The organism is Corallococcus sp. EGB, from assembly GCF_019968905.1.
In the GTDB taxonomy this organism is placed as follows: Bacteria; Myxococcota; Myxococcia; order Myxococcales; family Myxococcaceae; genus Corallococcus.
In genome coordinates, this window is the sequence record NZ_CP079946.1 from 4,974,538 (window position 1) to 4,996,775 (window position 22,238).

23 protein-coding genes are annotated in these 22,238 nt (G+C 69.7%); 22 read left to right on the plus strand and 1 reads right to left on the minus strand.

From position 1 onward, the window contains the following. Window positions 1–149 precede the first annotated feature (149 nt). Together KYK13_RS20650 and rtcA are read left to right on the plus strand one after the other, a co-directional pair. Window positions 150–2,084: a CocE/NonD family hydrolase gene (locus KYK13_RS20650; RefSeq protein ID WP_223631872.1), complete on the plus strand. Its 1,935-nt coding sequence runs from the start codon at window positions 150–152 to the stop codon at window positions 2,082–2,084. A gap of 105 nt (window positions 2,085–2,189) precedes the next feature. After that, window positions 2,190–3,266, plus strand: coding sequence for an RNA 3'-terminal phosphate cyclase (gene rtcA / locus KYK13_RS20655; RefSeq protein WP_223631874.1), 1,077 nt, complete (start codon window positions 2,190–2,192; stop codon window positions 3,264–3,266). Window positions 3,267–3,275: 9 nt separating this feature from the next. Here the strand turns inward: rtcA and KYK13_RS20660 are convergent, their stop codons facing one another. After that, the gene (locus tag KYK13_RS20660) at window positions 3,276–3,629 is read right to left on the minus strand and encodes a hypothetical protein (protein ID WP_223631876.1); all 354 of its coding nucleotides are present in this window, start codon (window positions 3,627–3,629) and stop codon (window positions 3,276–3,278) included. Between the two features lie 79 nt (window positions 3,630–3,708). On the opposite strand from KYK13_RS20660, the gene sppA reads away from it, so the two are divergent. From sppA to KYK13_RS20760, 20 genes are all read left to right on the plus strand, one after another. After that, window positions 3,709–5,379: a signal peptide peptidase SppA gene (gene sppA / locus KYK13_RS20665; protein WP_223631878.1), complete on the plus strand. Its 1,671-nt coding sequence runs from the start codon at window positions 3,709–3,711 to the stop codon at window positions 5,377–5,379. Between the two features lie 74 nt (window positions 5,380–5,453). Beyond that, window positions 5,454–5,984: a YbhB/YbcL family Raf kinase inhibitor-like protein gene (locus KYK13_RS20670; protein WP_223631880.1), complete on the plus strand. Its 531-nt coding sequence runs from the start codon at window positions 5,454–5,456 to the stop codon at window positions 5,982–5,984. 3 nt (window positions 5,985–5,987) lie between these two features. Further along, window positions 5,988–6,851: a helix-turn-helix transcriptional regulator gene (locus tag KYK13_RS20675; protein ID WP_223631882.1), complete on the plus strand. Its 864-nt coding sequence runs from the start codon at window positions 5,988–5,990 to the stop codon at window positions 6,849–6,851. Between the two features lie 51 nt (window positions 6,852–6,902). Then, window positions 6,903–7,649: a zf-TFIIB domain-containing protein gene (locus KYK13_RS39080; RefSeq protein ID WP_304504050.1), complete on the plus strand. Its 747-nt coding sequence runs from the start codon at window positions 6,903–6,905 to the stop codon at window positions 7,647–7,649. A 94-nt stretch (window positions 7,650–7,743) separates the two neighbouring features. Next, window positions 7,744–8,346 carry a hypothetical protein gene (locus KYK13_RS20685; protein ID WP_223646682.1) on the plus strand — a complete coding sequence of 201 codons (603 nt, stop codon included), beginning with the start codon at window positions 7,744–7,746 and terminating at the stop codon, window positions 8,344–8,346. Window positions 8,347–8,500: 154 nt separating this feature from the next. Beyond that, window positions 8,501–9,586: an iron-sulfur cluster carrier protein ApbC gene (apbC, locus tag KYK13_RS20690; RefSeq protein ID WP_223631884.1), complete on the plus strand. Its 1,086-nt coding sequence runs from the start codon at window positions 8,501–8,503 to the stop codon at window positions 9,584–9,586. 24 nt (window positions 9,587–9,610) lie between these two features. After that, the gene (locus KYK13_RS20695; protein ID WP_223631886.1) at window positions 9,611–10,126 is read left to right on the plus strand and encodes a hypothetical protein; all 516 of its coding nucleotides are present in this window, start codon (window positions 9,611–9,613) and stop codon (window positions 10,124–10,126) included. A 4-nt stretch (window positions 10,127–10,130) separates the two neighbouring features. Then, the gene (locus KYK13_RS20700) at window positions 10,131–10,571 is read left to right on the plus strand and encodes a hypothetical protein (RefSeq protein WP_223631888.1); all 441 of its coding nucleotides are present in this window, start codon (window positions 10,131–10,133) and stop codon (window positions 10,569–10,571) included. A 59-nt stretch (window positions 10,572–10,630) separates the two neighbouring features. Further along, window positions 10,631–11,479 (plus strand): 3-hydroxyacyl-CoA dehydrogenase family protein, encoded by an 849-nt coding sequence (locus KYK13_RS20705; protein ID WP_223631896.1) that lies wholly within the window; start codon window positions 10,631–10,633, stop codon window positions 11,477–11,479. A gap of 24 nt (window positions 11,480–11,503) precedes the next feature. Then, a complete protein-coding gene (locus KYK13_RS20710) occupies window positions 11,504–12,280 on the plus strand; it encodes an enoyl-CoA hydratase-related protein (RefSeq protein WP_223631898.1) in 777 nt (258 codons plus the stop codon). A gap of 1 nt (window position 12,281) precedes the next feature. After that, entirely contained in the window at window positions 12,282–12,905 is a 624-nt protein-coding gene (locus KYK13_RS20715) for a hypothetical protein (RefSeq protein ID WP_223631900.1), read from the plus strand. 35 nt (window positions 12,906–12,940) lie between these two features. After that, on the plus strand, window positions 12,941–14,083 hold the full coding sequence (locus tag KYK13_RS20720) for an acyl-CoA dehydrogenase (protein ID WP_223631901.1): 1,143 nt from the start codon (window positions 12,941–12,943) through the stop codon (window positions 14,081–14,083). 10 nt (window positions 14,084–14,093) lie between these two features. Next, complete coding sequence (locus KYK13_RS20725; protein WP_223631903.1) at window positions 14,094–14,570, plus strand: AgmX/PglI C-terminal domain-containing protein; 477 nt, start codon at window positions 14,094–14,096, stop codon at window positions 14,568–14,570. 16 nt (window positions 14,571–14,586) lie between these two features. Continuing rightward, window positions 14,587–15,732 (plus strand): acyl-CoA dehydrogenase family protein, encoded by a 1,146-nt coding sequence (locus KYK13_RS20730; protein ID WP_223631905.1) that lies wholly within the window; start codon window positions 14,587–14,589, stop codon window positions 15,730–15,732. A 271-nt stretch (window positions 15,733–16,003) separates the two neighbouring features. Further along, a complete protein-coding gene (locus KYK13_RS20735) occupies window positions 16,004–17,710 on the plus strand; it encodes a 30S ribosomal protein S1 (RefSeq protein ID WP_014397002.1) in 1,707 nt (568 codons plus the stop codon). 148 nt (window positions 17,711–17,858) lie between these two features. Further along, a complete protein-coding gene (locus tag KYK13_RS20740) occupies window positions 17,859–19,040 on the plus strand; it encodes an acetyl-CoA C-acetyltransferase (protein ID WP_223631912.1) in 1,182 nt (393 codons plus the stop codon). A gap of 13 nt (window positions 19,041–19,053) precedes the next feature. Continuing rightward, window positions 19,054–19,755: a CoA transferase subunit A gene (locus KYK13_RS20745; RefSeq protein ID WP_223631914.1), complete on the plus strand. Its 702-nt coding sequence runs from the start codon at window positions 19,054–19,056 to the stop codon at window positions 19,753–19,755. A gap of 3 nt (window positions 19,756–19,758) precedes the next feature. Next, window positions 19,759–20,421, plus strand: coding sequence for a CoA transferase subunit B (locus tag KYK13_RS20750; RefSeq protein WP_223631922.1), 663 nt, complete (start codon window positions 19,759–19,761; stop codon window positions 20,419–20,421). Between the two features lie 88 nt (window positions 20,422–20,509). Further along, window positions 20,510–20,902 carry a TIGR02266 family protein gene (locus KYK13_RS20755; protein WP_223631924.1) on the plus strand — a complete coding sequence of 131 codons (393 nt, stop codon included), beginning with the start codon at window positions 20,510–20,512 and terminating at the stop codon, window positions 20,900–20,902. Window positions 20,903–20,941: 39 nt separating this feature from the next. Then, entirely contained in the window at window positions 20,942–22,237 is a 1,296-nt protein-coding gene (locus KYK13_RS20760) for a class I SAM-dependent RNA methyltransferase (protein WP_223631926.1), read from the plus strand. Window position 22,238: the final 1 nt, after the last annotated feature.

Sequence of the window (22,238 nt, forward strand, 5' to 3'; positions counted from 1 at the left end):
CCGTGCATGCGAGGAGCGTGTGCAAACCTTGCACGCTCCGAGCGCGGCGCGATGCGGCGGGCGTTCCAGCTTCCTTGCACGGGCCCCATCGCCCAAGATGCATTTCCCTTCGAATTTCCCCCGCATTTCCCAGCAAGGAGGAGGGGAGCATGACCTTCCACCGCCGAGGCCTCGTCGCAGCGCTCGCGATGTTCTCCCTGTCTGGATCCGCCCTCGCGCAGGCGCCCGCCGCGCCGCCCAAGCCGCCCGCGAGCCCGGAAGACGAACGCGCCGCATCCATCCGGGCGCACTACACGAAGTACGAGGTGCGCATCCCCATGCGCGACGGCGTGAAGCTCTTCACGACGTTCTACGTGCCCAACGACGCGAGCCCACAGAAGCGCTACCCCGTGCTGCTCACGCGCACGCCGTACTCGGTGGGCCCCTACGGCGCCGGCCGCTATCCCAAAACCCTGGCCACGGCCGACTTCGAGAAGGAGGGCTTCATCTTCGCCTTCCAGGACGTGCGAGGCCGCTATCTGTCCGAGGGCGAGTTCGTCAACGTCCGCCCCCACCTCGACACCAAGAAGGGCAAGGAGGTGGATGAGAGCAGCGACACGTACGACACCATCGACTGGCTGGTGAAGCGCGTTCCCCACAACAACGGCAAGGTGGGCATGTGGGGCGTGTCCTATCCGGGCTACTACACCTCCGCGGGCGCCATCGACTCGCACCCCGCGCTCAAGGCCGTGTCGCCGCAGGCGCCCATCGCGGACTGGTTCTGGGACGACATGCACCGGCATGGCGCCTTCAACCTGCAGCTGGCGTTCAGCTTCTTCTCCACCTTCGGCAAGCCGCGCCCCGCGCCCACGGACGAGGTGGAGTGGAAGCCCTACGACTTCGGCACCCCGGACGCCTACCAGTTCTTCCTGGACCTGGGCCCGCTCCCCAACGCGGACGCGAAGCACCTCCACGGTGACATCGCGTTCTGGAAGGACATCATCGCGCACCCCAACTACGACGCCTTCTGGCAGGCGCGGAGCCTCTTGCCGCACCTGAAGAACATCAAGGCCGCGGTGATGGTGGTGGGCGGCTGGTACGACACGGAGGACCTCTACGGGCCGCTGCGCACGTACGCCGCCATCGAGAAGCAGAACCCCGGCATCACCAACACGCTCGTGATGGGCCCGTGGCCGCACGGCGGCTGGATGCGCACGGAGGGCTCGTCCCTGGGGGACGCGGACTTCGGGTTCCCCACGGCCGCCACGTACCAGGACCTGGTGCTGGCCTTCTTCAAGCAGCACCTGAAGGGCGGCCCGGACGCGGCCGTTCCGGAGGCGCTCGTCTTCGAGGGCGGCGCCAACCGCTGGCGCAAGCTGGACGCCTGGCCGCCCAAGGGCACGAAGGAGACGCGCCTGTACTTCCAGCCGCAGGGCGCGCTGACCTTCCAGGCGCCCACGGCGACGCAGGCGTCCTTCGACGAATACGTGAGCGACCCCGCGAAGCCCGTGCCGTACACGCAGGACCTGAGCCCCGGCTGGTCCAAGACGTACATGACGGAGGACCAACGCTTCGCCTCGCGCCGGCCGGACGTGCTCACGTACCAGACGGAGCCGCTGACCCAGGACCTCACGCTCGCGGGCCCGCTGGAGGCGGAGCTGTGGGTCTCCACGACGGGCAGTGACGCGGATTGGGTGGTGAAGCTGGTGGACGTGAACCCCGGGAAGATGCCCGGCTGGACGAAGGAGCAGGAGCAGTCCGGCGAGCGCAACCGGGGCGCGCAGCAGACGCTGGTGCGCGGCGAGCCGTTCCGCGGCCGCTTCCGTGAGAGCTATTCGCAGCCCAAGCCCTTCACGTCCAACGAGGTGACGAAGGTGCGCTTCGTCATCAACGACGTGTTCCACACCTTCCAGCGCGGCCACCGGCTGATGGTGCAGGTGCAGTCCAGCTGGTTCCCGTTCATCGACCGGAACCCGCAGACGTACGTGCCCAACATCTTCGAGGCGAAGCCCACGGACTTCGTTCGCGCGATGCACCGGCTGCACCACACGGCGGCCCAGCCCAGTGCGTTGAAGGTGAACGTCCTGCCCGCGCTGGACGAGTAGTTCCCCCGTCCACGGGCGCGCGGTCTGCTAGGCTGCGCGCCCGTCACCACACGCGGGTGGCCCTTCGCCGGGCCGCGCGCCACGACACGCCAGGACGGGAGGGACATGACCGGTCACGACCGGCCCGACGCCGGGCGGGTGCTGCTCGACGGAAGCCTGGGGGAGGGGGGCGGCCACGTCCTCCGCTCGGCGCTGTCCCTGTCGCTCATCACCGGCCGTCCCTTCCTGCTCCGCGGCCTGCGCGAGCACCGCGAGCCGCCGGGCTTGCGGCCCCAGCACCTGGCCTATGTCCGCGGCGCGGAGACGCTCTGCGGTGGCACCAGCGAGGGCGCCGTCGTGGCCTCCACCGAGCTGGGCTTCACCCCCGGCCCGGTGCGCGCGGGTGACTACCTGCTGGAGGCCGGCGCGTCCGGCAGCACGCCCCGGCTGTTCCAGTGCCTGGTGTATCCGCTGGCGCTCGCGGGCGGCGGACGGCTCACGCTGCGGGGGGCCACGCACCTGAGAGGTGGACCCAGCTTCCATGCGCTCGTGGGCGCGTGGCTGCCGGTGGCGCGCGCGTATGGGCTGCCCGTGCAGTTGTCGCTCACGCACGCGGGCTTCCTCCCGGAGGGCGCGGGCGAGTTCACCGCGGAGGTGGGGGCCCCGGCCGAGCCGCCCGTGCGCGTGGAGCTGCCCGCGCGGGGCGTGCTGCGCGAGGTGCGGGTGATGTCCTTCGTGGGAGGGCTGCCCTTCGCGGTGGCGGAGCGTCAGTCCCGCGCCGCCGTGGCCGCGCTGCGCGAGCGGGGCATCCTGGCGGAAGCCGACAACCGGCCGCTGGCGGTGACGCGCTCGCAGGGCTCCGCGACGTTCGTGCTGGCGCAGTTCGAGCACACCGTGGCGGGCTTCACGTCGCTGGGGGAGCGGGGCCTGGACGCCGAAGGGGTGGGGCGTGAGGCGGCGGAGGCGCTGACCCGCTTCATGGAGTCGGGCGGCGCGCTCGACGAGCACCTGGCCGAACAACTGCTTCTGCCGGCGGCGCTCCTGGCGTCGGGGAGGCTGGGGGCGGTGACGCCGGGGACCACGCGGTTCACCGCCGCTCGCATCACCGGCGAGCTGACGGTCCAGGCGGAGGTGCTGCGGCGCTTCCTGCCGGTGCACATCCAGGTGGAGCCGGGCGGCAGCGTGGAGGTCCGCCCGGCGTGAGGCGGAGGCTCAGGCCTCGTCCTCGGCGGCACCGCCGCGCGCGCCGAAGGTGTTGACGTCGGACATGTCCTTCACGGTGCCCCGGTAGGCGCGGATGGCGAAGGGCGTGGCGACGACGAAGACGATGGCCACCAGGCCAATGGCCATCCAGGGCACGGGCGTCTCCTTGATCTGCACGTCCTTGCCGTAGCCATTGAGGTTGTTGCCCATGGCGCGCGCCTTGGCGGCGTCCTTCTCTGCCTGGGTCAACTCCTTGCGTTCCTTGAACTCCGAGGGCTGCCGGCGCTGGGGCTGCGCCAGGACAGCGCCGCCCCACACAAGGGCGAGAACAAGAACAAGGCGGGGGAGGGAGGGGGAGGACATGGGCCTTGAGCCTAACAGAGGGCCGAGCCGCGGGTGAACAGGGGTTGCTTCGCCCCGCACGGAGCGTTACGCGCGCGCCATGCTCCGCCTTCCCATTCTGCTCCTGGCGAACCTCTTCCTGGGGCTGAAGCTGCTCCTGGGCCTGCCCTTTCGTCTGATGGCGGCGCGCAAGAGACCTACATGGATCCGCTTCCGGCTCGCGGGCGAGCTCCCGTACCGCCCACGCCCCATGTCACGTTTCCGTTTCGGCGGCGGGACGGTGGAGCCCGCCACGGTGACGTCGCTCGACGCGCTGGGTCGCGCACTCAAGGTGCTGGCCGCGGACCCCAAGGTGGACGGCATCCTCCTGGAGGTCGAGGGCCTGGCCATCCCCGACGCGAAGCGCGAGGCCCTGCGCGCCCTGCTGTCGGACTTCCAGGCCGCCGGGAAGCGGGTGGTGTCCTGGGCGGTGATGGTGGACACGGATGCCTACCCCGTGCTGGGCACGGCGGACGAGGTGCTGCTCGCCCCCATGGGCCGCGTGGAGCTGGTGGGCTACTCCGCCCAGGCCACCGTGCTGGGCGAGGCCTTCAGCCGGGTGGGCATCCACGCCCACTTCGCCCGGCGCGGCGACTACAAGACGGCGCCGGAGCTCTTCACCGACGGCAAGGTGTCCGACATCCAGCGCCAGACGCTGGAGTCCTTCCTGGATGAACGCTACGCCGCGCTCGTCGACGCCGTCTCCCGCGATCGCGGCAAGACGGCGGAGGAGGCGCGAGCGCTCATCGACGCCGGGCCCTACAGCGCGAAGCGGGCGCTGGAGGCGGGGCTGGTGGACGGGCTGGTCCACGAGGCGGACCTGGGCGCGCACCTGGGCCTGGAGGCGAAGAAGGACGAGGAGCCGCCGGTGCCCACCTATGACGCGTACCTGGCGACGCTCCCGTTCCCTCCGGTGAAGTGGCGCCGGCTGCGCCGCAAGCCCCGGCTGGCGGTGGTGGACGTGGCGGGCATCATCATCCCGGGCAGCGGCGGCGCGGGCCGGTTCGCCGCGGCGGACGCGGTGGTGAAGGCGCTGCGGCAGGCGGGGAGGGATCCGCGCGCGAAGGCGGTGGTGCTGGCGGTGGCGAGCCCCGGCGGATCCGCGCTCGCGTCCGAGCAGATCCTGGAGGCCGTGAAGCGCGTGGCGAAGCAGAAGCCCGTCATCGCGTACGTGGACTCCATCTGCGCGAGCGGCGGCTACATGGCGGCCATCGGCGCGAAGGAGATCTGGTCCGCGCCCCATGCCGTCGTGGGCTCCATCGGCGTGTTCGTGGGCAAGTTCGAGTACGGGGACCTGCTGGAGAAGCTGGGCATCCACCGCACCACGCTGGCGCGGGGCGAGAACGCCGCCTTCTTCTCCTCGTCACGCGGCTTCACGCCGCACGAGCGCGCCGCCCTGGAGCGCGAGGTGGAGGAGAGCTACCAGTCCTTCCTGGAGCTGGTGGCCCAGGCGCGAGGCCGCACGAAGGAGGAGATCCACCAGCGCGCGGAGGGGCGCGTCTACTCCGGGCTGCGCGCGAAGGAGGCGGGGCTGGTGGACCGCATCGGCGGCTTCGAGGAGGTCTGCCGCCACGCGCTGGACGAGGCGCGCGTCCCGTCGGACGACTTCGACCTGGTGCGCTACGGCGGCGCCCGCGGGAGGCTGTCCCTGCTCAAGCTGCTGATGGGCGCGGCGCACCCGGCCACGTATGCCTTCTGCCCCACGGCATGGAGTCTCCAGCGCCGCCGGTGAGATCGCGGTTCACGGGACAGCCGTTGCGGATCCCGGGCGAACGCTCCTCGTCCGAAAGCCGCAGATTGCTGTTCATGAAAACGAACCCGTACGAAGCACTCCCCGCCGTTCCGTCGTTCCACGTCACGAGCACGGACATCCAGGATGGACAACCGCTGCACGCCGACCACCGCAGCGCGCAGTCCGAGACGGGCGGCAAGGACATCTCGCCCCAGCTGAGCTGGTCGGGATTCCCCGCCGCGACCCGGAGCTTCGCGGTCACTGTCTTCGACCCTGATGCCCCCACGCCCAGTGGCTTCTGGCACTGGGCCGTGTTCAACATCCCGGCGGGCGTCAGCGCGTTGCCGCGGAACGCCGGGAGCGCCGGGGGAGGGCTCCTTCCTCCGGGGGCGGTGCAGCTCCCCAACGATGCCCGCCTCGCGCAATACCTCGGCGCCGCGCCGCCGCGAGGACACGGGCCGCACCGCTACTTCGTCGTCGTGCATGCGCTCGATGTCGAGGCGCTCCCCATCCCCGCGGAAGCCACGCCCGCGTACCTCTCCTTCGTGCTCTTGGGGCACACCCTCGCGCGCGGTACGCTCGTCCCGACCTCCGTCACGCCCTGAGACATGCGAAGGCCCTCGCCCATCGAACGCACCGCCAGGCTCCTGGACACCACGGCGGCCATGTACCTCAAGATCCACCAACGCGAGGCCGACCCCGTCTTCGCGGGGGTGGAGTGGCTCTCTGCCGGCCTGGTGCACATCCAGCGGGGCGAGAAGGTGGTGCGCCAGGGCGATGAGCCGGTCCACGTCCGGGCCGGCGAGCTCGTGTGGATCTCCCCCGGGACCCGCCTCGACGTGCGCAATGTCCCGGACGCAGGAGGCGAGTACCTGGCCGAGGGCATGCTCATCGCCCCGGAGCTCCTCCTCCAGGCGGAGCCGAAGCCGCCCACGGGCTCCACGAGGGTCCAACGGCTGCGCGCCGACGAGCTTCCCCGGCTCGTCGACGCGCACCGCCGATGCATCGAGGCGCTCACGGAGAAGTTCCCGGAAGGAGTCGTGCGCGCGCGCGTGCTCGAGCTCATCGCCTGGCTGCGGGATCTCCACATCGATGTGAGCGCGTCATCGAGCGCGCGGCTCGGCATGAAGCGCCTCGTGTCCCGGGATCCCTCGCGGGCATGGACGCTGACGGAGGTCGCCCGGGCGCTCGCCATGAGTGAGGACACGCTCCATCGGAGGCTGACGGGCGAGGCGACGACGTTCAGCAAGCTCCTGACGGAGGTGCGGATGGACCACGCGGTCTCGCTGCTCTGGACCACCGACCTGCCGGTGGGACACGTGGCCATCGAGGCGGGGTACACCTCGGCCTCGCGGTTCGCGACCCGCTTCCACGAGCGGTTCGGCGTGCTTCCTTCGAAGCTCCGCGCGAAACGACCGCCAGACACCGTGACGGGGAAGGGCCACATCCCACCCCCGCAACGAGAGCACTGAGCGGCGGGGCGCCCCTTTCACGGAGGGGATGGGCCCTCTAGCATGCCCGGGATGACCCGCTCCTGCCCGGTCTGCCCCAGCCAGCCCCTGAACGTCGTCCTGGCCTCCGACGTGGAGGTGGATGTCTGTCCTCGCTGCCAGGGCCTGTACTTCGACCGCGGGGAGCTGGAGCGCTTTCCGGACCGGCCGTCGCTCAAGCCGCTGCTGAGCGCGGCGAGGCAGGCCGCGTCGCGGTGCCGCGAGGGCGGACACCTCATCCCTCGGGCCATGGCTGTCTGCGCCACCTGCGACAGCGAGCCCGTGGGCTGTCCCGGCTGCGGCGCACGCCTGGCGCTGGTCAACGCGCGCGTGTGCAACGTGGACCTGTGCACGCACTGCGGCGGCACCTGGCTGGACGCGGGCAAGTTCGAGGCCCTGGAGAACGCCGTCGTGACGGCCCCCAGGGTCGCCCCCGCGGCCCGGGGCTGGGAGGTCGCTCCGGCGACGGATGGGGGCCCGGATCCATGGAGCGGCCCGGGCGCCACGGCCCCGCTGCCGCCGTCGGATTCACCCACTGGCGGACTGGGCGTGCGCTCCCCCTTCTGTTGCGTCCGGTGCGGCATCCAGGTCTCCGTGTCGGAGGCATACGCGTACAGCGGCGACCTCTACTGCCACGAGCACCACCCGAAGGGCGCCGTGTCGGGCAACAGCCTGCCGAGGAGCCGCGACGCGTCCAGCCTCCCGAACCTGAACGAAGTGTCGGACGCCATCGACCTGGCGGACATCGTCATCTGGTTGTTCCGGCTGTTGCGCCATTGACCCTTCGAGCGCCGCCCGCCCGCTGGAGCACCGACGGACGAGACGTCCGGGCATTGCCCGCCCCCGGGCCGGCGTCTACCCTGCCGCGCCCGTGATGACCCGTCTTGCGCCCCTGAGCCTCCTGTTGCTGGGCACCGCCTGTGCCACCGCGTCGCGTGAACCAGCGTCCGTGGCGGAGGCGTACGCGAAGGCGCTGGAGGAGAACCGGCTGTCGGACGCCTACCGCCTGACGACCGGCAACCCGGAGGGCGAGGGGGCCTTCCTGGACGAGTACTCCGACGAAGCCTCCCGGAAGGATCGCGCCGCCGCCGTCCGCGCCGGAGCGGGCGTGCTGGAGGCCCGCGCCCCGTCCGTCACGCTGGCCCGCCAGGGCGAGGACTGGCGCGTGGTAGAGTCCCGCCCCGCGGACGTGCCCAGGGCGGCGCTGAAGAAGTTCCTGGATGAGGTGGAGTCCCGGGACTGGAAGGGCGCGTGGGGCCTGCTCGCCTCGCCGCTGAGGGCCCGCTACACGCCGGAGCGCCTGCGCGAGGACTTCGAACGGGAGCCCCTGGCCAGGGAGCGCCTGCGCCGGGCCCGCCTGGCGCTCAACACCCACGTGCGCGTGGCGGCGGGGGAGGCCCTGTTCCCCCTGGGCGGCGAGCGCGCGGTGCGGCTGGTGCTGGAAGATGGCGAGTACCGGGTGGCGGCCATCGAATGAGGGCCAGAAGCCGGGCGCGCTCCGGGGCCGGAGGAAGGCCGGGCGGCCTCCGGACATGTGCGTTAAACGACGTTGACAGCCCCCGGAGTGCTGGCAATCTCCGCCCCCCTTCAAGCGTGCAAGCGCCTGTTTTCAAAAGGTTTCAGGTGTCCCGATGAGCGTTTCCCAGGCCGATGTGATGACGGCCATGTCGAAGGTGATCGACCCCGAGCTGCACGTCGACCTGGTGAAGGCCGGGATGGTGAAGGACGTGCGCGTCACCGGCGACACGGTGAAGCTGAAGATTGAACTGACCACTCCTGCGTGCCCCATGAAGGGGAAGATCCAGGCGGACGCGGAGGCGGCGCTCAAGGCGCTGCCGGGCCTGAAGTCCTTCGACATCGAGTGGGGCGCCCAGGTGCGCGGCGTCGCGGGCGGCTCCGGCGGCGGGGCCCTGCTGCCGGGCGTGAAGAACATCCTGCTGGTGGGCGCCGGCAAGGGCGGCGTGGGCAAGAGCACGGTGGCGGTGAACCTGGCCACGGCGCTCGCGCAGCACGGCGCGAAGGTGGGCCTGCTGGACGCGGACTTCTACGGCCCCTCCGTGCCGCTGATGACGGGCACCGCGGACAAGCGCCCGGTGAGCCCCAACGGCAAGACGCTGGATCCGCTGGTCGCCCATGGCCTGAAGATCATGTCCATCGGCTTCCTGGTGGAGGCGGATCAGGCGCTCATCTGGCGCGGCCCCATGCTCCACGGCGCCCTCATGCAGCTGGTGCGCGACGTGAACTGGGGCGAGCTGGACTACCTCGTCCTGGACCTGCCCCCGGGCACGGGCGACGTGGCGCTGACGCTGTCGCAGTCCGTGCGGGCCGCGGGCGCGGTGCTGGTGACGACGCCGCAGGACGTGGCGCTGGCGGACGTGGTGCGCGCCAAGCAGATGTTCGACAAGGTCCACATCCCCGTGCTGGGCATCGTGGAGAACATGAGCCAGTTCGTCTGCCCGCACTGCTCCAAGAGCACGCCCATCTTCAACCACGGCGGCGGCCACAAGGCGGCGGAGATGTTCGGCATCCCATTCCTGGGGGAGATCCCGCTCGACCTGAAGGTGCGCGAGGCGGGAGACTCCGGCGTGCCGGTGGTGGTGGGGCACAAGGACAGCCCGGAGGCCAAGGCCTTCCAGGACGTGGCCCGGAACGTCGCGGGCCGCGTGTCCGCGCAGACCATGAAGAGCGTGCCCCTGCCGGTGATGCAGGCCCGGTAGGACTCAACCTGAAGAGGAGATCGCATGGCCCCGGCCGGCAACGACGAGCTTCCGCCTGATCCGCTGTTCGATGACGACTCGTCGGAGGAGCAGCCCGGCCGCGAGAGCCGCTCCTCGGGCGGCTTCGTGCCGGACTTCGTGCGGCGCATGGCGGTGGCCGGCATGGGCGCGGTCTTCATGGGCGAGGAGGGCCTCCGGGCCCTCGCCGGCCAGCTCAAGCTGCCCAAGGAGGCGCTGGGCTTCCTCCTCTCCCAGGCGGAGAAGACCAAGGACGACATCAGCCGCGTCGTCACGGAGGAGCTCCGCCGCTTCATGCAGTCGGAGAAGCTGCGCGACGAGTTCCTCAAGCTGCTCTCCGGCATGACGGTGGAGGTCAAGGCGCAGATCCGCCTGGTGCCCTCGGAGAAGTCCGAGGAGGCGCCTGCGCCGGAGCCCCACCACAAGCCGGGCAAGAAGGCCGCGGAGCCGCCCACCACGCGCGTGGTCATCACCGACGTGAACGCGCGCCGGCCGGCCTCCAAGCGCTCGAAGCGGGAGTAGGGACGTGGCGGAATCCCCCACGCCGCAGACCCCGGCCCCGTCCGACAAGCCGCGCCGCACCTGGCGCACACACCCCCTGCCCAAGCGGCTGGCGCTCATCGCCATCGTCGCGCTGGGCCTGTGGCTGTGGAAGGTGACGGACGTGCCGGAGCGCCAGCTGATCTACCGGCTGGAGGGCGATGACTGGGGCGACGTGCGCGCCATGGACCTCCAGGTGGTGGATCCGAAGGACGAGCACATCGTGAAGCGCGAGGAGCGCTTCTTCGCGAACGGCCCGCCCCCGGAGGTGACCTTCAAGGTGGACCTGCCCGAGGGCACCTTCCGCACGCTCCTGTTCCTCCAGGTGGAGGGGCGCGACAAGCGGGACGTGATTCGCGGCCGGCTGACGGTGGGCGAGGCCCGGGCCATCGTTGTCCCGTTGAGACTGCCCGGCCCGGGTCGCTGACCGGCGTTGACCCTCCTGGGGCCGTGCGTTATGGCCGCCGGCACAGGAGAGAAGACGCCATGGCTACGGAACACATCGTCGTCGTCGGTGCAGGGCAGATGGGCGCGGGCATCGCGCAGGTGGCGCTCCAGGCGGGCCTGCGCGTGTCGCTGGTGGACGTCAACAAGGACGGGCTCGCCAAGGGCGCGGACCGCATCAAGGCGGGCCTGAAGAAGCTGGTGGAGAAGGGCAAGCTGGACGCGGCGAAGCAGCAGGCCGCCGAAGCGAACCTCGCCACCTTCACGAGCGCGCGCGAAGCGAAGGACGTGGACGTCGCCATCGAGGCCGTCACGGAGAACGAGGACCTCAAGCGCCGCATCTTCCTGGAGCTGGATGAGGTGGTGCGCCCCGGCGGCATCCTCGCCACCAACACGTCCTCCATCCCCATCACCCGCATCGCCGCGGCCACGAAGCGCCCCGAGTCCGTCATCGGGATGCACTTCATGAACCCGGTGCCGGTGATGCAGCTGGTGGAGCTGATCCGCGGCGCGGCGACGAGCGACGAGACGTACACCACCATCCGCGCCATGGCCGAGCGCATGGGCAAGACGACGGTGGTCTCCAAGGACTACCCGGGCTTCATCGTCAACCGCATCCTCATCCCCATGCTCAACGAGGCCTGCTTCGCGCTGATGGAGGGCCTGGGCACGGCGGAGGACATCGACACCGCGATGAAGCTGGGCACCAACCAGCCCATGGGCCCGCTGCAGCTGGCGGACTTCATCGGCCTGGACACGGTGCTGTACATCGCCGAGGTGCTTCACAAGGGCCTGGGTGACTCCAAGTACCGCCCGGCGCCGCTCTTGCGCCAGTACGTGGACGCCGGCTGGTACGGCAAGAAGTCCGGCCGCGGCTTCTACAAGTACTAGCCCCCACCCGGAGCCCGCACGCACATGGACTACCAGAACATCAAGCTCGAGAAGGACGGCGCGCTCGCCATCCTCACCGTGGACCGCCCCAAGGCGCTCAACGCGCTCAACAGCGCCACGTTCCACGAGATGGAGCACGCGCTCGACTCGCTGAAGGACGACACCCGCGCCCTCATCATCACCGGAGGCGGGGACAAGGCCTTCGTCGCGGGCGCGGACATCGCGGAGATGGCCACCATCAGCGCCGCGCAGGCGCGCGAGTTCTCCGCCCTGGGCCACCGCGTCTTCGAGCACCTGGAGAACCTGCCCATCCCCACCATCGCGGCCGTGAACGGCTTCGCGCTGGGCGGCGGCCTGGAGCTGGCCCTGGGCTGCGACCTCATCTACGCGTCGGAGAAGGCCAAGCTGGGCGTGCCGGAAGTCACCCTCGGCGTCATCCCGGGCTTCGGCGGCACCCAGCGCCTGGCGCGCCTGTTGGGCCGCGCCCGCGCCAAGGAGCTGCTCTTCACCGCGGACCGCCTGGACGCCGCCAAGGCCAAGGAGATCGGCCTGGTCCTGGACGTCCTGCCCGCGGACAAGCTGATGGAGCACTGCAAGGCGGTGGCCGCGAAGATCCTCAAGAACGGCCCGCTCGCGGTGGCCCAGGCCAAGCGCGTGGTGGAGTACGGCGCGGATCAGGACCTGCGCGCCGCCAACGAGCTGGAGCGCCAGGGCTTCGCCGTCCTCTTCGGTTCGGAGGATCAGCGCGAGGGCATGGCCGCGTTCCTGGGCAAGCGTCCCGCCAACTTCCAGGGCAAGTGACGTGAAGCACGCGGTCGCGGCCGGGAGCCTGCTGTGCTTCCTGGCCGCGCCGCCGGCCCGGGCGGAGGAGGCTCCCGGGCAGGAGCCCCGCGCCCCGGCCCTGGTGTCCTGGAAGCGCACGCTGTGTCTCTACACGCTGTGCTTCCTGGAGCCCGCCATCCCGGACCTCCGCCGCGAGTGGGGCGACGGCGCCCACTGGGTGCTGTCCTGGCCCATCCACCCGTGGGCCACGCCTCCCTTGGAGGTCCCCGGCGCGCTGGGCCCCACGCTCATCGTGTCGCCCTTCGTGGAGCCCCAGCTGCGCCTGCGGCCGTCCACCTTCCGCCTGCTCGCCGGGGGACGCGTGTACGCCTTTCCGCACGTGTCCCGCTTCGGCGCCCTGGCCGAGGGGGCGGGCGTGTGGGGCGGCGACGGGAAGGGCGGGGTGGCCGGGGTGGGGCTCACCTACGACCTGATTGAGCGGCACCGGGACACCCAACCCTGGACGGTGTCGGTGGTGGTGCGCAGGACCTGGACGGACGCGGGGGCTCGCACGGACGTGTCCCTCGACGTGGCCGTGCCTCTCGCGATGTTCTTTGGAACCCGGATTCCCGCGCCCGAGGACGGCGGGGCGTCTTCGGAGTAGCCCCGGGGCGGACCCCGTACTATGGGAGGTCCACCATGAACTTCGAGCTGACCGACATCCAGCGCGAGATCCAGCGGCTGTGCCGCGAGTTCGCCGCCAAGGAACTCATCCCCAACGCCCGCAAGTGGGACGAACAGCACGCGTGGCCCACGGACGCGGTGAAGAAGCTGGCGGAGCTGTCGCTCCTGGGCATCGCGGTGCCGGAAGAGTGGGGCGGCGCGGGCCTGGACAACGTCTGCTACGCGCTCGCCATGGAGGAGATCTCCCGCGGCTGCGCCTCCACCGGCGTCATCATGAGCGTGAACAACTCGCTCTACTGCGACCCGGTGTCCAAGTTCGGCACGCCCGAGCAGAAGGAGCAGTTCCTCAAGCCCTTCGCCAGCGGCCAGAAGATCGGCTGCTTCGGCCTGACGGAGCCGGAAGCCGGCAGCGACGCCGCCGCCCAGAAGACCATCGCCGTGAAGCGCGGCGACGAGTACATCATCAACGGCTCCAAGAACTGGATCACCAACGGCCCCAAGGCCGACGCCATCGTCCTCATCACGATGACGAACAAGGAAGCGGGCAACAAGGGCATCACCGCGTTCCTCGTGCCCACCAACACGCCGGGCTTCATCCGCGCGGAGCCCGACAAGAAGATGGGCATCAGCGCCGCCTGGTCCTGCTCCATGTTCTTCGAGGACATGCGCGTGCCGGAGAAGTACCGCCTGGGCAAGGAGGGCGAGGGCTTCAAGGTCGCCATGTCCACGCTGGACGGCGGCCGCATCGGCATCGCGTCCCAGGCGCTGGGCATCGCGCGCGCGGCCTTCGAGGAGGCCGTGCGCTACTCGGGTGAGCGCAAGACGTTCGGAAAGCCCATCCGCGACCACCAGGCCATCCAGTTCATGATCGCGGACATGGCCATGGAGATCGACGCGGCCCGCCTGCTCGTGTGGCGCGCGGCGCTGATGAAGGACAAGGGCGTGCGCCACTCCCAGGAGAGCGCCATGGCCAAGCTCTACGCCAGCGAGATGGCCAGCCGCGTGGCCAACAAGGCCCTGCAGATCCACGGCGGCATGGGCTACAGCAAGGAGATGGACGCCGAGCGCCACGTGCGCGACGCGCGCATCACCGAGATCTACGAGGGGACGAGCGAGATCCAGCGCATCGTCATCTCCGCCAACCTGCTCAAGGAGTAGTCACCCGGTCATGAAGCGCGCGCTCCTCCCCGTGCTGTTCCTGTCCCTGGGCCTGGGCTCCTCGCTGGCGCTCGCCCAGGGCGGCTCCAAGAAGAAGGCCGCGGCGACGCCTGCTCCGGCCACCGCCCCGACGACGAAGACGCCCGCCCCCGCGAAGGACGACGGGCTGGACGTCAGCAAGCTGCCCTTCACCCCGGACTCCATCCGCCAGGTGATGGCCCACCACATGCCTCGCATCCAGGAGTGCTACGAGGACCACATGGTGGAGAAGGACAAGAAGGTGGAGGGCCTCTTGCGCACCACCTTCACCATCACCGCGGAAGGCACCGTGCGCAGCGCGAAGATCGACAAGCACGGCAGCACGCTGAAGGACCCGGGCCTCAACGACTGCGTGGTGTCCGTCCTGTCGTCCATGGACTTCCCCAAGCCCCCGGACGGCCGCGACCACCCCATCGAGTACCCGTTCAACCTCAAGGCCATCGAGTAGCAGGACACCCGCGCCCGTGAACTTCGATCTCACCGAGACCCAGACGCTCATCCGTGACACCGCTCGCAAGTTCGCCCGCGAGCGCGTGGCCCCGCACGCCCGCGCCGCGGACCGCGAAGAGCGCTTCGACCCGGAAGTCTTCAAGGCCCTTGCCGAGGTGGGCCTCTTGGGCGTGAACCTGCCGGGGAAATACGGCGGGGCGGAAGCGGGCGTCGTGTCCTACGCGCTGGCCATGATGGAGATGGCCGCCGCGGACGCCTCCGTGGCCGTGGCCATGGCCGTCACCAACATGTGCGGCGAGCTCATCCACGCGGCCGGCAACGACGCGCAGCGGGAGAAGTTCGTCACGAAGATCACCTCCGGTGAGTCCATCGTCGGCGCGTTCGCGCTGAGCGAGCCGCACGCGGGCTCCGACCCGGGCGCCATGCGCACCACCGCCGTGAAGCGCGGCGACGTGTACGTGCTCAACGGCAGCAAGCAGTGGATCACCTCCGGCGCCTACGCGGGGGTCATCGTCGTGTGGGCCCGCACGGGCCAGGCAGGCAACAAGGGCCTGTCCTGCTTCATCGTGGAGGGCGGCACCAAGGGCCTCCACGTGGGCAGGCACGAGGACAAGATGGGCCTGCGCGCGTCCAACACCGTGGCGCTCACCTTCGAGGACTGCGAAGTGCCGGCGGCGAACCTCCTGGGCAAGGAGGGCGACGGGTTCCGCCTGGCCATGATGGCGCTGGACGGCGGCCGCATCGGCATCGCGGCGCAGGCGTGCGGCACGGGCCGCGCCGCCCTGGAAGCCGCCGTGGCCTACACCAAGGACCGCAAGGCCTTTGGCCAGGCCGTGGCGGACCTGCAGGCCCCGCGCTTCATGATGGCGGACATGCGCACCCAGCTGGACGCGGCCGAGCTGCTCACCCTGCGCGCGGCCACCCTCAAGGAGGCCGGCCAGCCGTTCACCCGCGAGGCCTCCATGGCGAAGTTGTTCGCCAGCGAGATGAGCAACAAGGTGGCGGACAAGGCCGTGCAGCTGCACGGTGGCTACGGTTACATCGACGAGTTCCCGGTCGAGCGTTACTTCCGGGATGCTCGCGTCCAGACCATCTACGAGGGCACCAGCGAGGTGCAGCGGATGGTCATCGCCCGCGAGACGTTCAAGCGGGAGGGGTAGGGCCCCGTTTGTCCCACATGGGGCGAGCGGGCAGGGGGCACCCGCCGGGTAGGACAGATGCAGACCCGGCCGGGCGTTCATAGAACACGGATCACCACTTGGCGCAGTGCTCCGCTTGACTCCTGGAAACCCAGGTGTCTAGGGTGCGCGGCTTCCAACCAGCCTTGCGTCCCCATTTGGGGGACACCCGCGGTTTCCCGTCGCTCCCCGCAGGCGGCCGCGCACCCATTCAAACAGGGGGCAGTTGTACCGTTCCAAGGACTTCCACTTCATGCAGCAGAACGTGAACCAGCAGATCGACGGCGGTGACGAGGACTTCGCGGCGATGTTCGAGGCCTCGCTCAAGGAGCGGGGCGGCGACGGAATCCTGAAGGAAGGCGAGATCGTCAAGGGCACGGTCGTGCAGGTGACGAAGGATTTCGCGATCGTGGACATCGGCTACAAGTCCGAGGGTCAGGTCCCGATCTCCGAGTTCACCAATCCCCGCGGGGAAGTCACCGTCAAGTCCGGTGACCCCGTCGAGGTCCTCCTGGAGAGCCGCGAGAACGACACCGGCATGGTCGTCCTCTCCAAGGAGAAGGCCGACAAGATGCGCATCTGGGACGAGATCTCCGCCGCGTGCGAGCGTGATGAGATCGTCAAGGGCACCATCGTCGGACGCGTGAAGGGCGGCCTCTCCGTCGACATCGGCGTGAAGGCGTTCCTCCCCGGCTCCCAGGTGGACATCCGCCCGGTGCGCAACCTTGACCAGTACATCTCGAAGGAATTCGAGTTCAAGGTCATCAAGTTCAACAAGAAGCGCGGCAACATCGTCCTCTCTCGCCGCGTGCTGCTGGAGAAGCAGCGCGAGGAGATGAAGAAGGAGACCCTCAAGAACCTCAAGGAGGGTGCGGTCCTCAAGGGCGTGGTCAAGAACCTCACCGACTACGGCGCCTTCATCGACCTCGGCGGCATCGACGGCCTGCTCCACATCACCGACATGTCCTGGGGCCGCATCGGTCACCCCAGCGAGATGTTCAACGTCGGTGACGAAGTGCGCGTCGTCGTCCTCAAGTTCGACCCCGCGCAGGAGCGCGTCAGCCTGGGCCTCAAGCAGATCCAGGAGGACCCGTGGCACCGCGCCGACGAGAAGTACCCCGTCGGCACCCGCGTCGCCGGCAAGGTCGTGTCCATCACCGACTACGGCGCGTTCATCGAGATCGAGCAGGGCGTGGAGGGCCTGGTGCACGTGTCCGAGATGTCCTGGACCAAGCGCCTCAAGCACCCGTCCAAGATCCTGGAGGTCGGCCAGACGGTGGAGGCCGTCGTCCTCGACATCGATCCGAAGGCCAAGCGCATCGCGCTGGGCATGAAGCAGATCGAGCAGAACCCCTGGACGCTGCTCGAGGACAAGTACCCGATCGGCTCCGTCATCAAGGGTCAGATCCGCAACGTCACCGACTTCGGCGTGTTCGTCGGCGTCGAGGAGGGCGTGGACGGCCTGGTGCACGTGTCCGACATCTCCTGGACCCAGCGCATCAAGCACCCGGGCGAGATGTTCAAGAAGGGCGACGAGGTCGAGGCGGTGGTCCTCAACATCGACGTCGAGAACGAGCGCTTCAGCCTGGGCATCAAGCAGCTCCAGCCGGACCCCTGGGAGACGCTGTCCGAGCGCCTGCCGGTGGGCAGCCGCGTGAAGGGCAAGGTCACCAAGGTCACCGACTTCGGCGCGTTCGTGGAGATCGAGCCGGGCATCGAGGGCCTCGTCCACGTCTCCGAGCTGAAGGAGGAGCGCGTGGAGAACCCCCGCGACGTGGTGCAGGAGGGCCAGGAGGTCGAGGTCAAGCTCATCGACATCAACACCCCGGACCGCAAGGTGGCGCTGTCCATCAAGGCGCTCATCGGCGAGGGCGAGGACTACCGCGAGTACCTGCGCAAGCAGGCCGAGGGGTCCAAGGCCCGCCTGGGCGACGTCATGGCCTCCAAGCTGAAGAAGTAATCAGCCCAACGTCCTGACGTGAATAGCGGCCGGGTTCCCCAGGGGGAGCCCGGCCGTTTCCATTTGATTCGGCGGAAAGCGCCCGTGATAAGTGCCTTTCCGGCGCTTTTCTCTTTTACAGACGGTTCCCTCTCCAGGAGGCATTTCCATGGCTCGTGAAGTCGTCATCGTGGGCGCGGCCCGTACCCCCATCGGCTCCTTCCAGGGAGCGCTGTCCAAGCTCACCGCGCCCCAACTGGGCGCCATCGCCATCAAGGCGGCGCTGGAGCGCGCGGGCGTGAAGCCGGAGGCCGTGCAGGAGGTCATCATGGGCTGCGTCCTGCAGGCGGGCGTGGGCCAGGCCCCGGCGCGTCAGGCCGCCATCTTCGCGGGCCTCCCGGAGTCCGTCCCGGCCGTCACCCTGAACAAGGTCTGTGGCTCCGGCCTGAAGACCGTGATCGCGGCGGCGCAGGCCATCGCGCTGGGGGATGCGGACGTCATCGTCGCGGGCGGCATGGAGTCCATGTCCAACGCGCCCTACCTGAGCCACACCATGCGCGGCGGCGCCCGCATGGGGAACGTGGAGTTCAAGGACGCGATGATCAACGACGGCCTCTGGGACGTGTACGGCAACGTGCACATGGGCAACTGCGCCGAGGAGTGCGCCACCTCGCAGGGCATCAGCCGCGCGCAGCAGGACGAGTTCGCGCTGGAGTCCACGCGCCGCGCCATCCAGTCCCAGAAGGAGGGCCTGTTCGCCGCGGAGATCGTCCCCGTCCAGATTCCGGGCAAGAAGCCGGATGAGTTCACCACCGTCTCCGAGGACGAGGGCCCCAAGAACGCCAAGCCGGACAAGATCCCGGGCCTGAAGCCGGTGTTCAAGAAGGACGGCACGGTGACGGCCGCCAACGCGTCCTCCATCAACGACGGCGCCGCCGCCGTGGTGCTGATGAGCGAGGAGAAGGCGAAGGCCGAAGGCCGCACCATCCTGGGCCGCATCAAGGGCTACGCGCAGGCCGCCCGCAAGCCGGTGGAGTTCACCATCGCGCCGGCGGACGCCATCAACGCGCTGCTCAAGAAGCAGAACGTGACGGCCAAGGACGTGGACCTCTGGGAGATCAACGAGGCGTTCGCGGTGGTGTCCATCGCCAACAACCGCATCCTCGGCCTGGACCCGTCCAAGGTGAACGTGCGCGGCGGCGCGGTGGTGCTCGGCCACCCGATTGGCGCGTCCGGCACGCGCGTGCTCGTCACGCTGCTCCAGACGATGAAGGACCAGGACAAGAAGCGCGGCGTGGCGTCACTGTGTATCGGCGGCGGCGAAGGCATCGCGCTGATGGTCGAGCGCTGAGGATACCGCCCGCATGAACAAGGTCTACGCGAGCGCGGATGAGGCGGTCGCCGACATCCCGGACAACATCACCCTCATGAGTGGTGGGTTCGGGCTGTGCGGCAACCCCGAGAACCTCATCACGGCCCTGCACAAGAAGAACGTGAAGGGCCTCACCATCATCTCCAACAACTGCGGCACCACGGAGCTGGGGCTGGGCATCCTCCTGCAGAACAAGCAGGTGAAGAAGATGGTCGCCAGCTACGTGGGGGAGAACAAGGAGTTCGAGCGGCAGTTCCTCTCCGGTGAGCTGGAGGTGGAGCTGAACCCGCAGGGCACGCTCGCGGAGCGCATCCGCGCCGGGGGCTGTGGCATCGGCGGGTTCTTCACGCCGACGGGCGCGGGCACCCAGGTGGCCGAGGGCAAGGAGACGCGCGTCATCGACGGGCGCCTCCACGTCCTGGAGACGCCGCTGAAGGCGGACTTCGCCATCGTCCACGCGTGGAAGGCGGACACCTGGGGCAACCTGGTGTTCCACAAGACGGCGCGCAACTTCACGCCCATGATGTGCATGGCCGCCAGGGTCACCATCGTGGAGGCGGAGCACATCGTGCAGCCGGGAGAGCTGGACCCGGATCAGGTGCACATCCCGAGCATCTTCGTGCACCGCATCGTGCAGGCGCAGAACCTCCAGAAGTGGATCGAGCGGCGGACCGTCCGCAAGAAGGCGTCCTGAGCCATGCCCCTGACTCGTGAACAGATCGCGCAGCGCATCGCCCAGGAGCTGAAGGACGGCTTCTACGTGAACCTGGGCATCGGCATCCCCACGCTCGTCCCCAACTACATCCCGCACGGGGTGGAGGTGGTGCTCCAGTCGGAGAACGGCCTGCTCGGCATCGGGCCGTATCCGGAGGAGGGGAGCGAGGACCCGGACCTCATCAACGCCGGCAAGGAGACGGTGACGGTGGTGAAGGGCTCCGCCTTCTTCGACTCGGCGCTGTCCTTCGGGATGATCCGCGGCGGCCACATCGACCTGGCCGTGCTGGGCGCCATGGAGGTCAGCGAAGAGGGTGACCTGGCCAATTGGATGATCCCCGGCAAGATGGTGAAGGGCATGGGCGGCGCCATGGACCTGGCCGTCGGTGCCAAGCGCATCTACGTGGCCATGGAGCACGCCAACAAGGACGGGCAGCCCAAGATCCTGAAGAAGTGCTCGCTGCCGCTGACGGGCCTCAAGTGCGTGCACCACATCGTCTCCGACCACGCGTTCATCGACGTGACGCCGGAGGGACTCGTCCTGCGGGAGATCGCACCCGGACTGACGGTGGAACGGGTGCAGCAGCTCACCGAGCCCAAGCTGAAGATCGCGCCCGACCTGCGCGAGATGAAATTCCCTGCCTGACGGAGGGTGCTAGGGTGCGCTTCCGTCTCCTCGCCTTGTGGTGGAGGCGGCCGGAAGCCACCTTCCCCGCGGGGGAACGGAGTACGTCATGACCGACACTTCGGAGAAGCCCGTTCCCGCGCCTCGCGCGCACCGGCTCGAGCATGAGCTGCCCGTGGCGTACCGCACGGTGTCGGGCTTCGTGACGGACTGGGCGGTGAACCTGTCGCGCGGCGGCATCTACATCAACACCCCGCAGCCCTTGCCGGTGGGCACGGTGGTGCGCCTGTTGGTGTCGCTGCCGGGTGCCAGCTTCCCGGTGGACCTGTCCGGGAAGGTGACGCGCACCAACCCCCAGGAGACGCCGGGGGCGGAGGTGCCGGGGATGGCGGTGGAGTTCCTGGACGTTGACGACGAGAAGCGGTCGCGCATCGAAGCGTTCGTGGAGCGCCTGCGGGAAGCCCTGCCGGCGGACGAGCGTGGCAGCGCGACCCGGAAGTAGGGCGGCCCCACCCAGGCGGCCCCCGCGAGTGCGCCTGCGATGACGACGCTGCCCGAAGCCCCCATTGAACTGACCATCGAACGGCTGGGCCAGCTGGGCGAAGGCGTGGCCTCCTGGGAGGGGCGCACCGTCTTCGTGCCGGGTGCCTTCCCCGGCGACACCGTGCGCGTCCACCTGGAGGCCCAGGGGAAGGTGCTGCGCGGCATCCTGGGCCAGGTGCTTGCGGACGGGACGGAGCGTGTGTCGTCGCGCTGCGTGCTCTCCGACGCGTGCGGCGGCTGCGACTGGCTGGAGCTGTCCGTCCCGGCGCAGCGGTCCGCGAAGCAGGAGATCGTCCTCTCCACGCTGGAGCACCTGGGGCATCTGAGGCGCTCGGACTTCGCCGTGCGGCCGCTGATGGTGGCGCCCCGGGACTGGGGCTACCGCCGCCGCGCGGTGCTGCACGGAGCGGGGAAGGGAGTGCTCGGCTACTTCGGCCGGCGCACGCACGAGCGCGTCCCCGTGGAGGTCTGTCCCGCGCTCACGCCGGTGCTCACGGCGCTGCCCGGGAAGCTGGCTCCGCTGCTCAAGCCGCTGGCCAGGGACACGGAAGAGGTCCTGCTGCTGGCCGAGGGCGACAAGGCCGCGTTCGCGGTGAACCTCAGCGGACCGGTGACGGCGCGGCACCTGGAGGCCGCGGAGGCCGCGGTGCGCGCGCTGCGGCTGGAGGGCGCGGTGCTGGTGCCGAAGGAGGGCTCGGCGCGGCTCATCGGCCGACCGGTGCTGCGCTCGCTGTCCCCGCTGCGGCCAGAGGTGCCGGTGTACCTGCGTCCGGATGCGTTCGCCCAGGCGCATGCGGAGGCCAACGTGGGGCTTGTCACGGCGGCGCTGTACGAGCTGGGCGCGAAGGAGACGGACTCCGTGCTGGAGCTGTACTCCGGCAACGGCAACTTCACGTTCCCCCTGGCCGGTACGGCCGGGTCGGTGCTGGGCGTGGAGTCGTCCCCGGTGGGCGTGGAGCTGGCGCAGCGGAGCGCTCGCGAGGGTGGGGTGTCCAACGTGCGCTTCGTCCAGGGCGACGCGCGCAAGGTGTGCGACGGGCTGGTGGCGGAGGGGCGTTCGTTCGACCTGTGCCTCGCGGATCCGCCGCGCGCGGGAGCGCCGGGCCTGGCGAAGTGGATGCGCGCGCTGGACGTGCGCCGGGTCGTCTACGTGGCGTGCGACCCGGCCTCGCTGGCGCGCGACGCGGCGGGGCTGGTGGAGGCCGGTTACAAGCCGGTGGCGCTCCAGGTGGTGGACATGTTCCCGCAGACGCACCACGTGGAAGCGGTGATGTCCTTCGAACGGGGAGCCTGAC

Bases quoted from the DNA above. Each gene is read 5' to 3' on its own strand.
- KYK13_RS20705 (WP_223631896.1), top strand. From the start codon at position 10,631: ATGGCTACGGAACACATCGTCGTCGTCGGTGCAGGGCAGATGGGCGCG.
- KYK13_RS20670 (WP_223631880.1), top strand. From the start codon at position 5,454: ATGAAAACGAACCCGTACGAAGCACTCCCCGCCGTTCCGTCGTTCCAC.
- KYK13_RS39080 (WP_304504050.1), top strand. From the start codon at position 6,903: ATGACCCGCTCCTGCCCGGTCTGCCCCAGCCAGCCCCTGAACGTCGTC.
- sppA (WP_223631878.1), top strand. From the start codon at position 3,709: ATGCTCCGCCTTCCCATTCTGCTCCTGGCGAACCTCTTCCTGGGGCTG.
- KYK13_RS20750 (WP_223631922.1), top strand. From the start codon at position 19,759: ATGCCCCTGACTCGTGAACAGATCGCGCAGCGCATCGCCCAGGAGCTG.
- KYK13_RS20735 (WP_014397002.1), top strand. From the start codon at position 16,004: ATGCAGCAGAACGTGAACCAGCAGATCGACGGCGGTGACGAGGACTTC.
- KYK13_RS20755 (WP_223631924.1), top strand. From the start codon at position 20,510: ATGACCGACACTTCGGAGAAGCCCGTTCCCGCGCCTCGCGCGCACCGG.
- KYK13_RS20685 (WP_223646682.1), top strand. From the start codon at position 7,744: ATGACCCGTCTTGCGCCCCTGAGCCTCCTGTTGCTGGGCACCGCCTGT.
- KYK13_RS20745 (WP_223631914.1), top strand. From the start codon at position 19,054: ATGAACAAGGTCTACGCGAGCGCGGATGAGGCGGTCGCCGACATCCCG.
- KYK13_RS20720 (WP_223631901.1), top strand. From the start codon at position 12,941: ATGAACTTCGAGCTGACCGACATCCAGCGCGAGATCCAGCGGCTGTGC.
- KYK13_RS20740 (WP_223631912.1), top strand. From the start codon at position 17,859: ATGGCTCGTGAAGTCGTCATCGTGGGCGCGGCCCGTACCCCCATCGGC.
- KYK13_RS20650 (WP_223631872.1), top strand. From the start codon at position 150: ATGACCTTCCACCGCCGAGGCCTCGTCGCAGCGCTCGCGATGTTCTCC.
- KYK13_RS20660 (WP_223631876.1), bottom strand. From the start codon at position 3,629: ATGTCCTCCCCCTCCCTCCCCCGCCTTGTTCTTGTTCTCGCCCTTGTG.
- KYK13_RS20695 (WP_223631886.1), top strand. From the start codon at position 9,611: ATGGCCCCGGCCGGCAACGACGAGCTTCCGCCTGATCCGCTGTTCGAT.
- KYK13_RS20675 (WP_223631882.1), top strand. From the start codon at position 5,988: ATGCGAAGGCCCTCGCCCATCGAACGCACCGCCAGGCTCCTGGACACC.
- rtcA (WP_223631874.1), top strand. From the start codon at position 2,190: ATGACCGGTCACGACCGGCCCGACGCCGGGCGGGTGCTGCTCGACGGA.
- KYK13_RS20710 (WP_223631898.1), top strand. From the start codon at position 11,504: ATGGACTACCAGAACATCAAGCTCGAGAAGGACGGCGCGCTCGCCATC.
- KYK13_RS20725 (WP_223631903.1), top strand. From the start codon at position 14,094: ATGAAGCGCGCGCTCCTCCCCGTGCTGTTCCTGTCCCTGGGCCTGGGC.
- apbC (WP_223631884.1), top strand. From the start codon at position 8,501: ATGAGCGTTTCCCAGGCCGATGTGATGACGGCCATGTCGAAGGTGATC.
- KYK13_RS20760 (WP_223631926.1), top strand. From the start codon at position 20,942: ATGACGACGCTGCCCGAAGCCCCCATTGAACTGACCATCGAACGGCTG.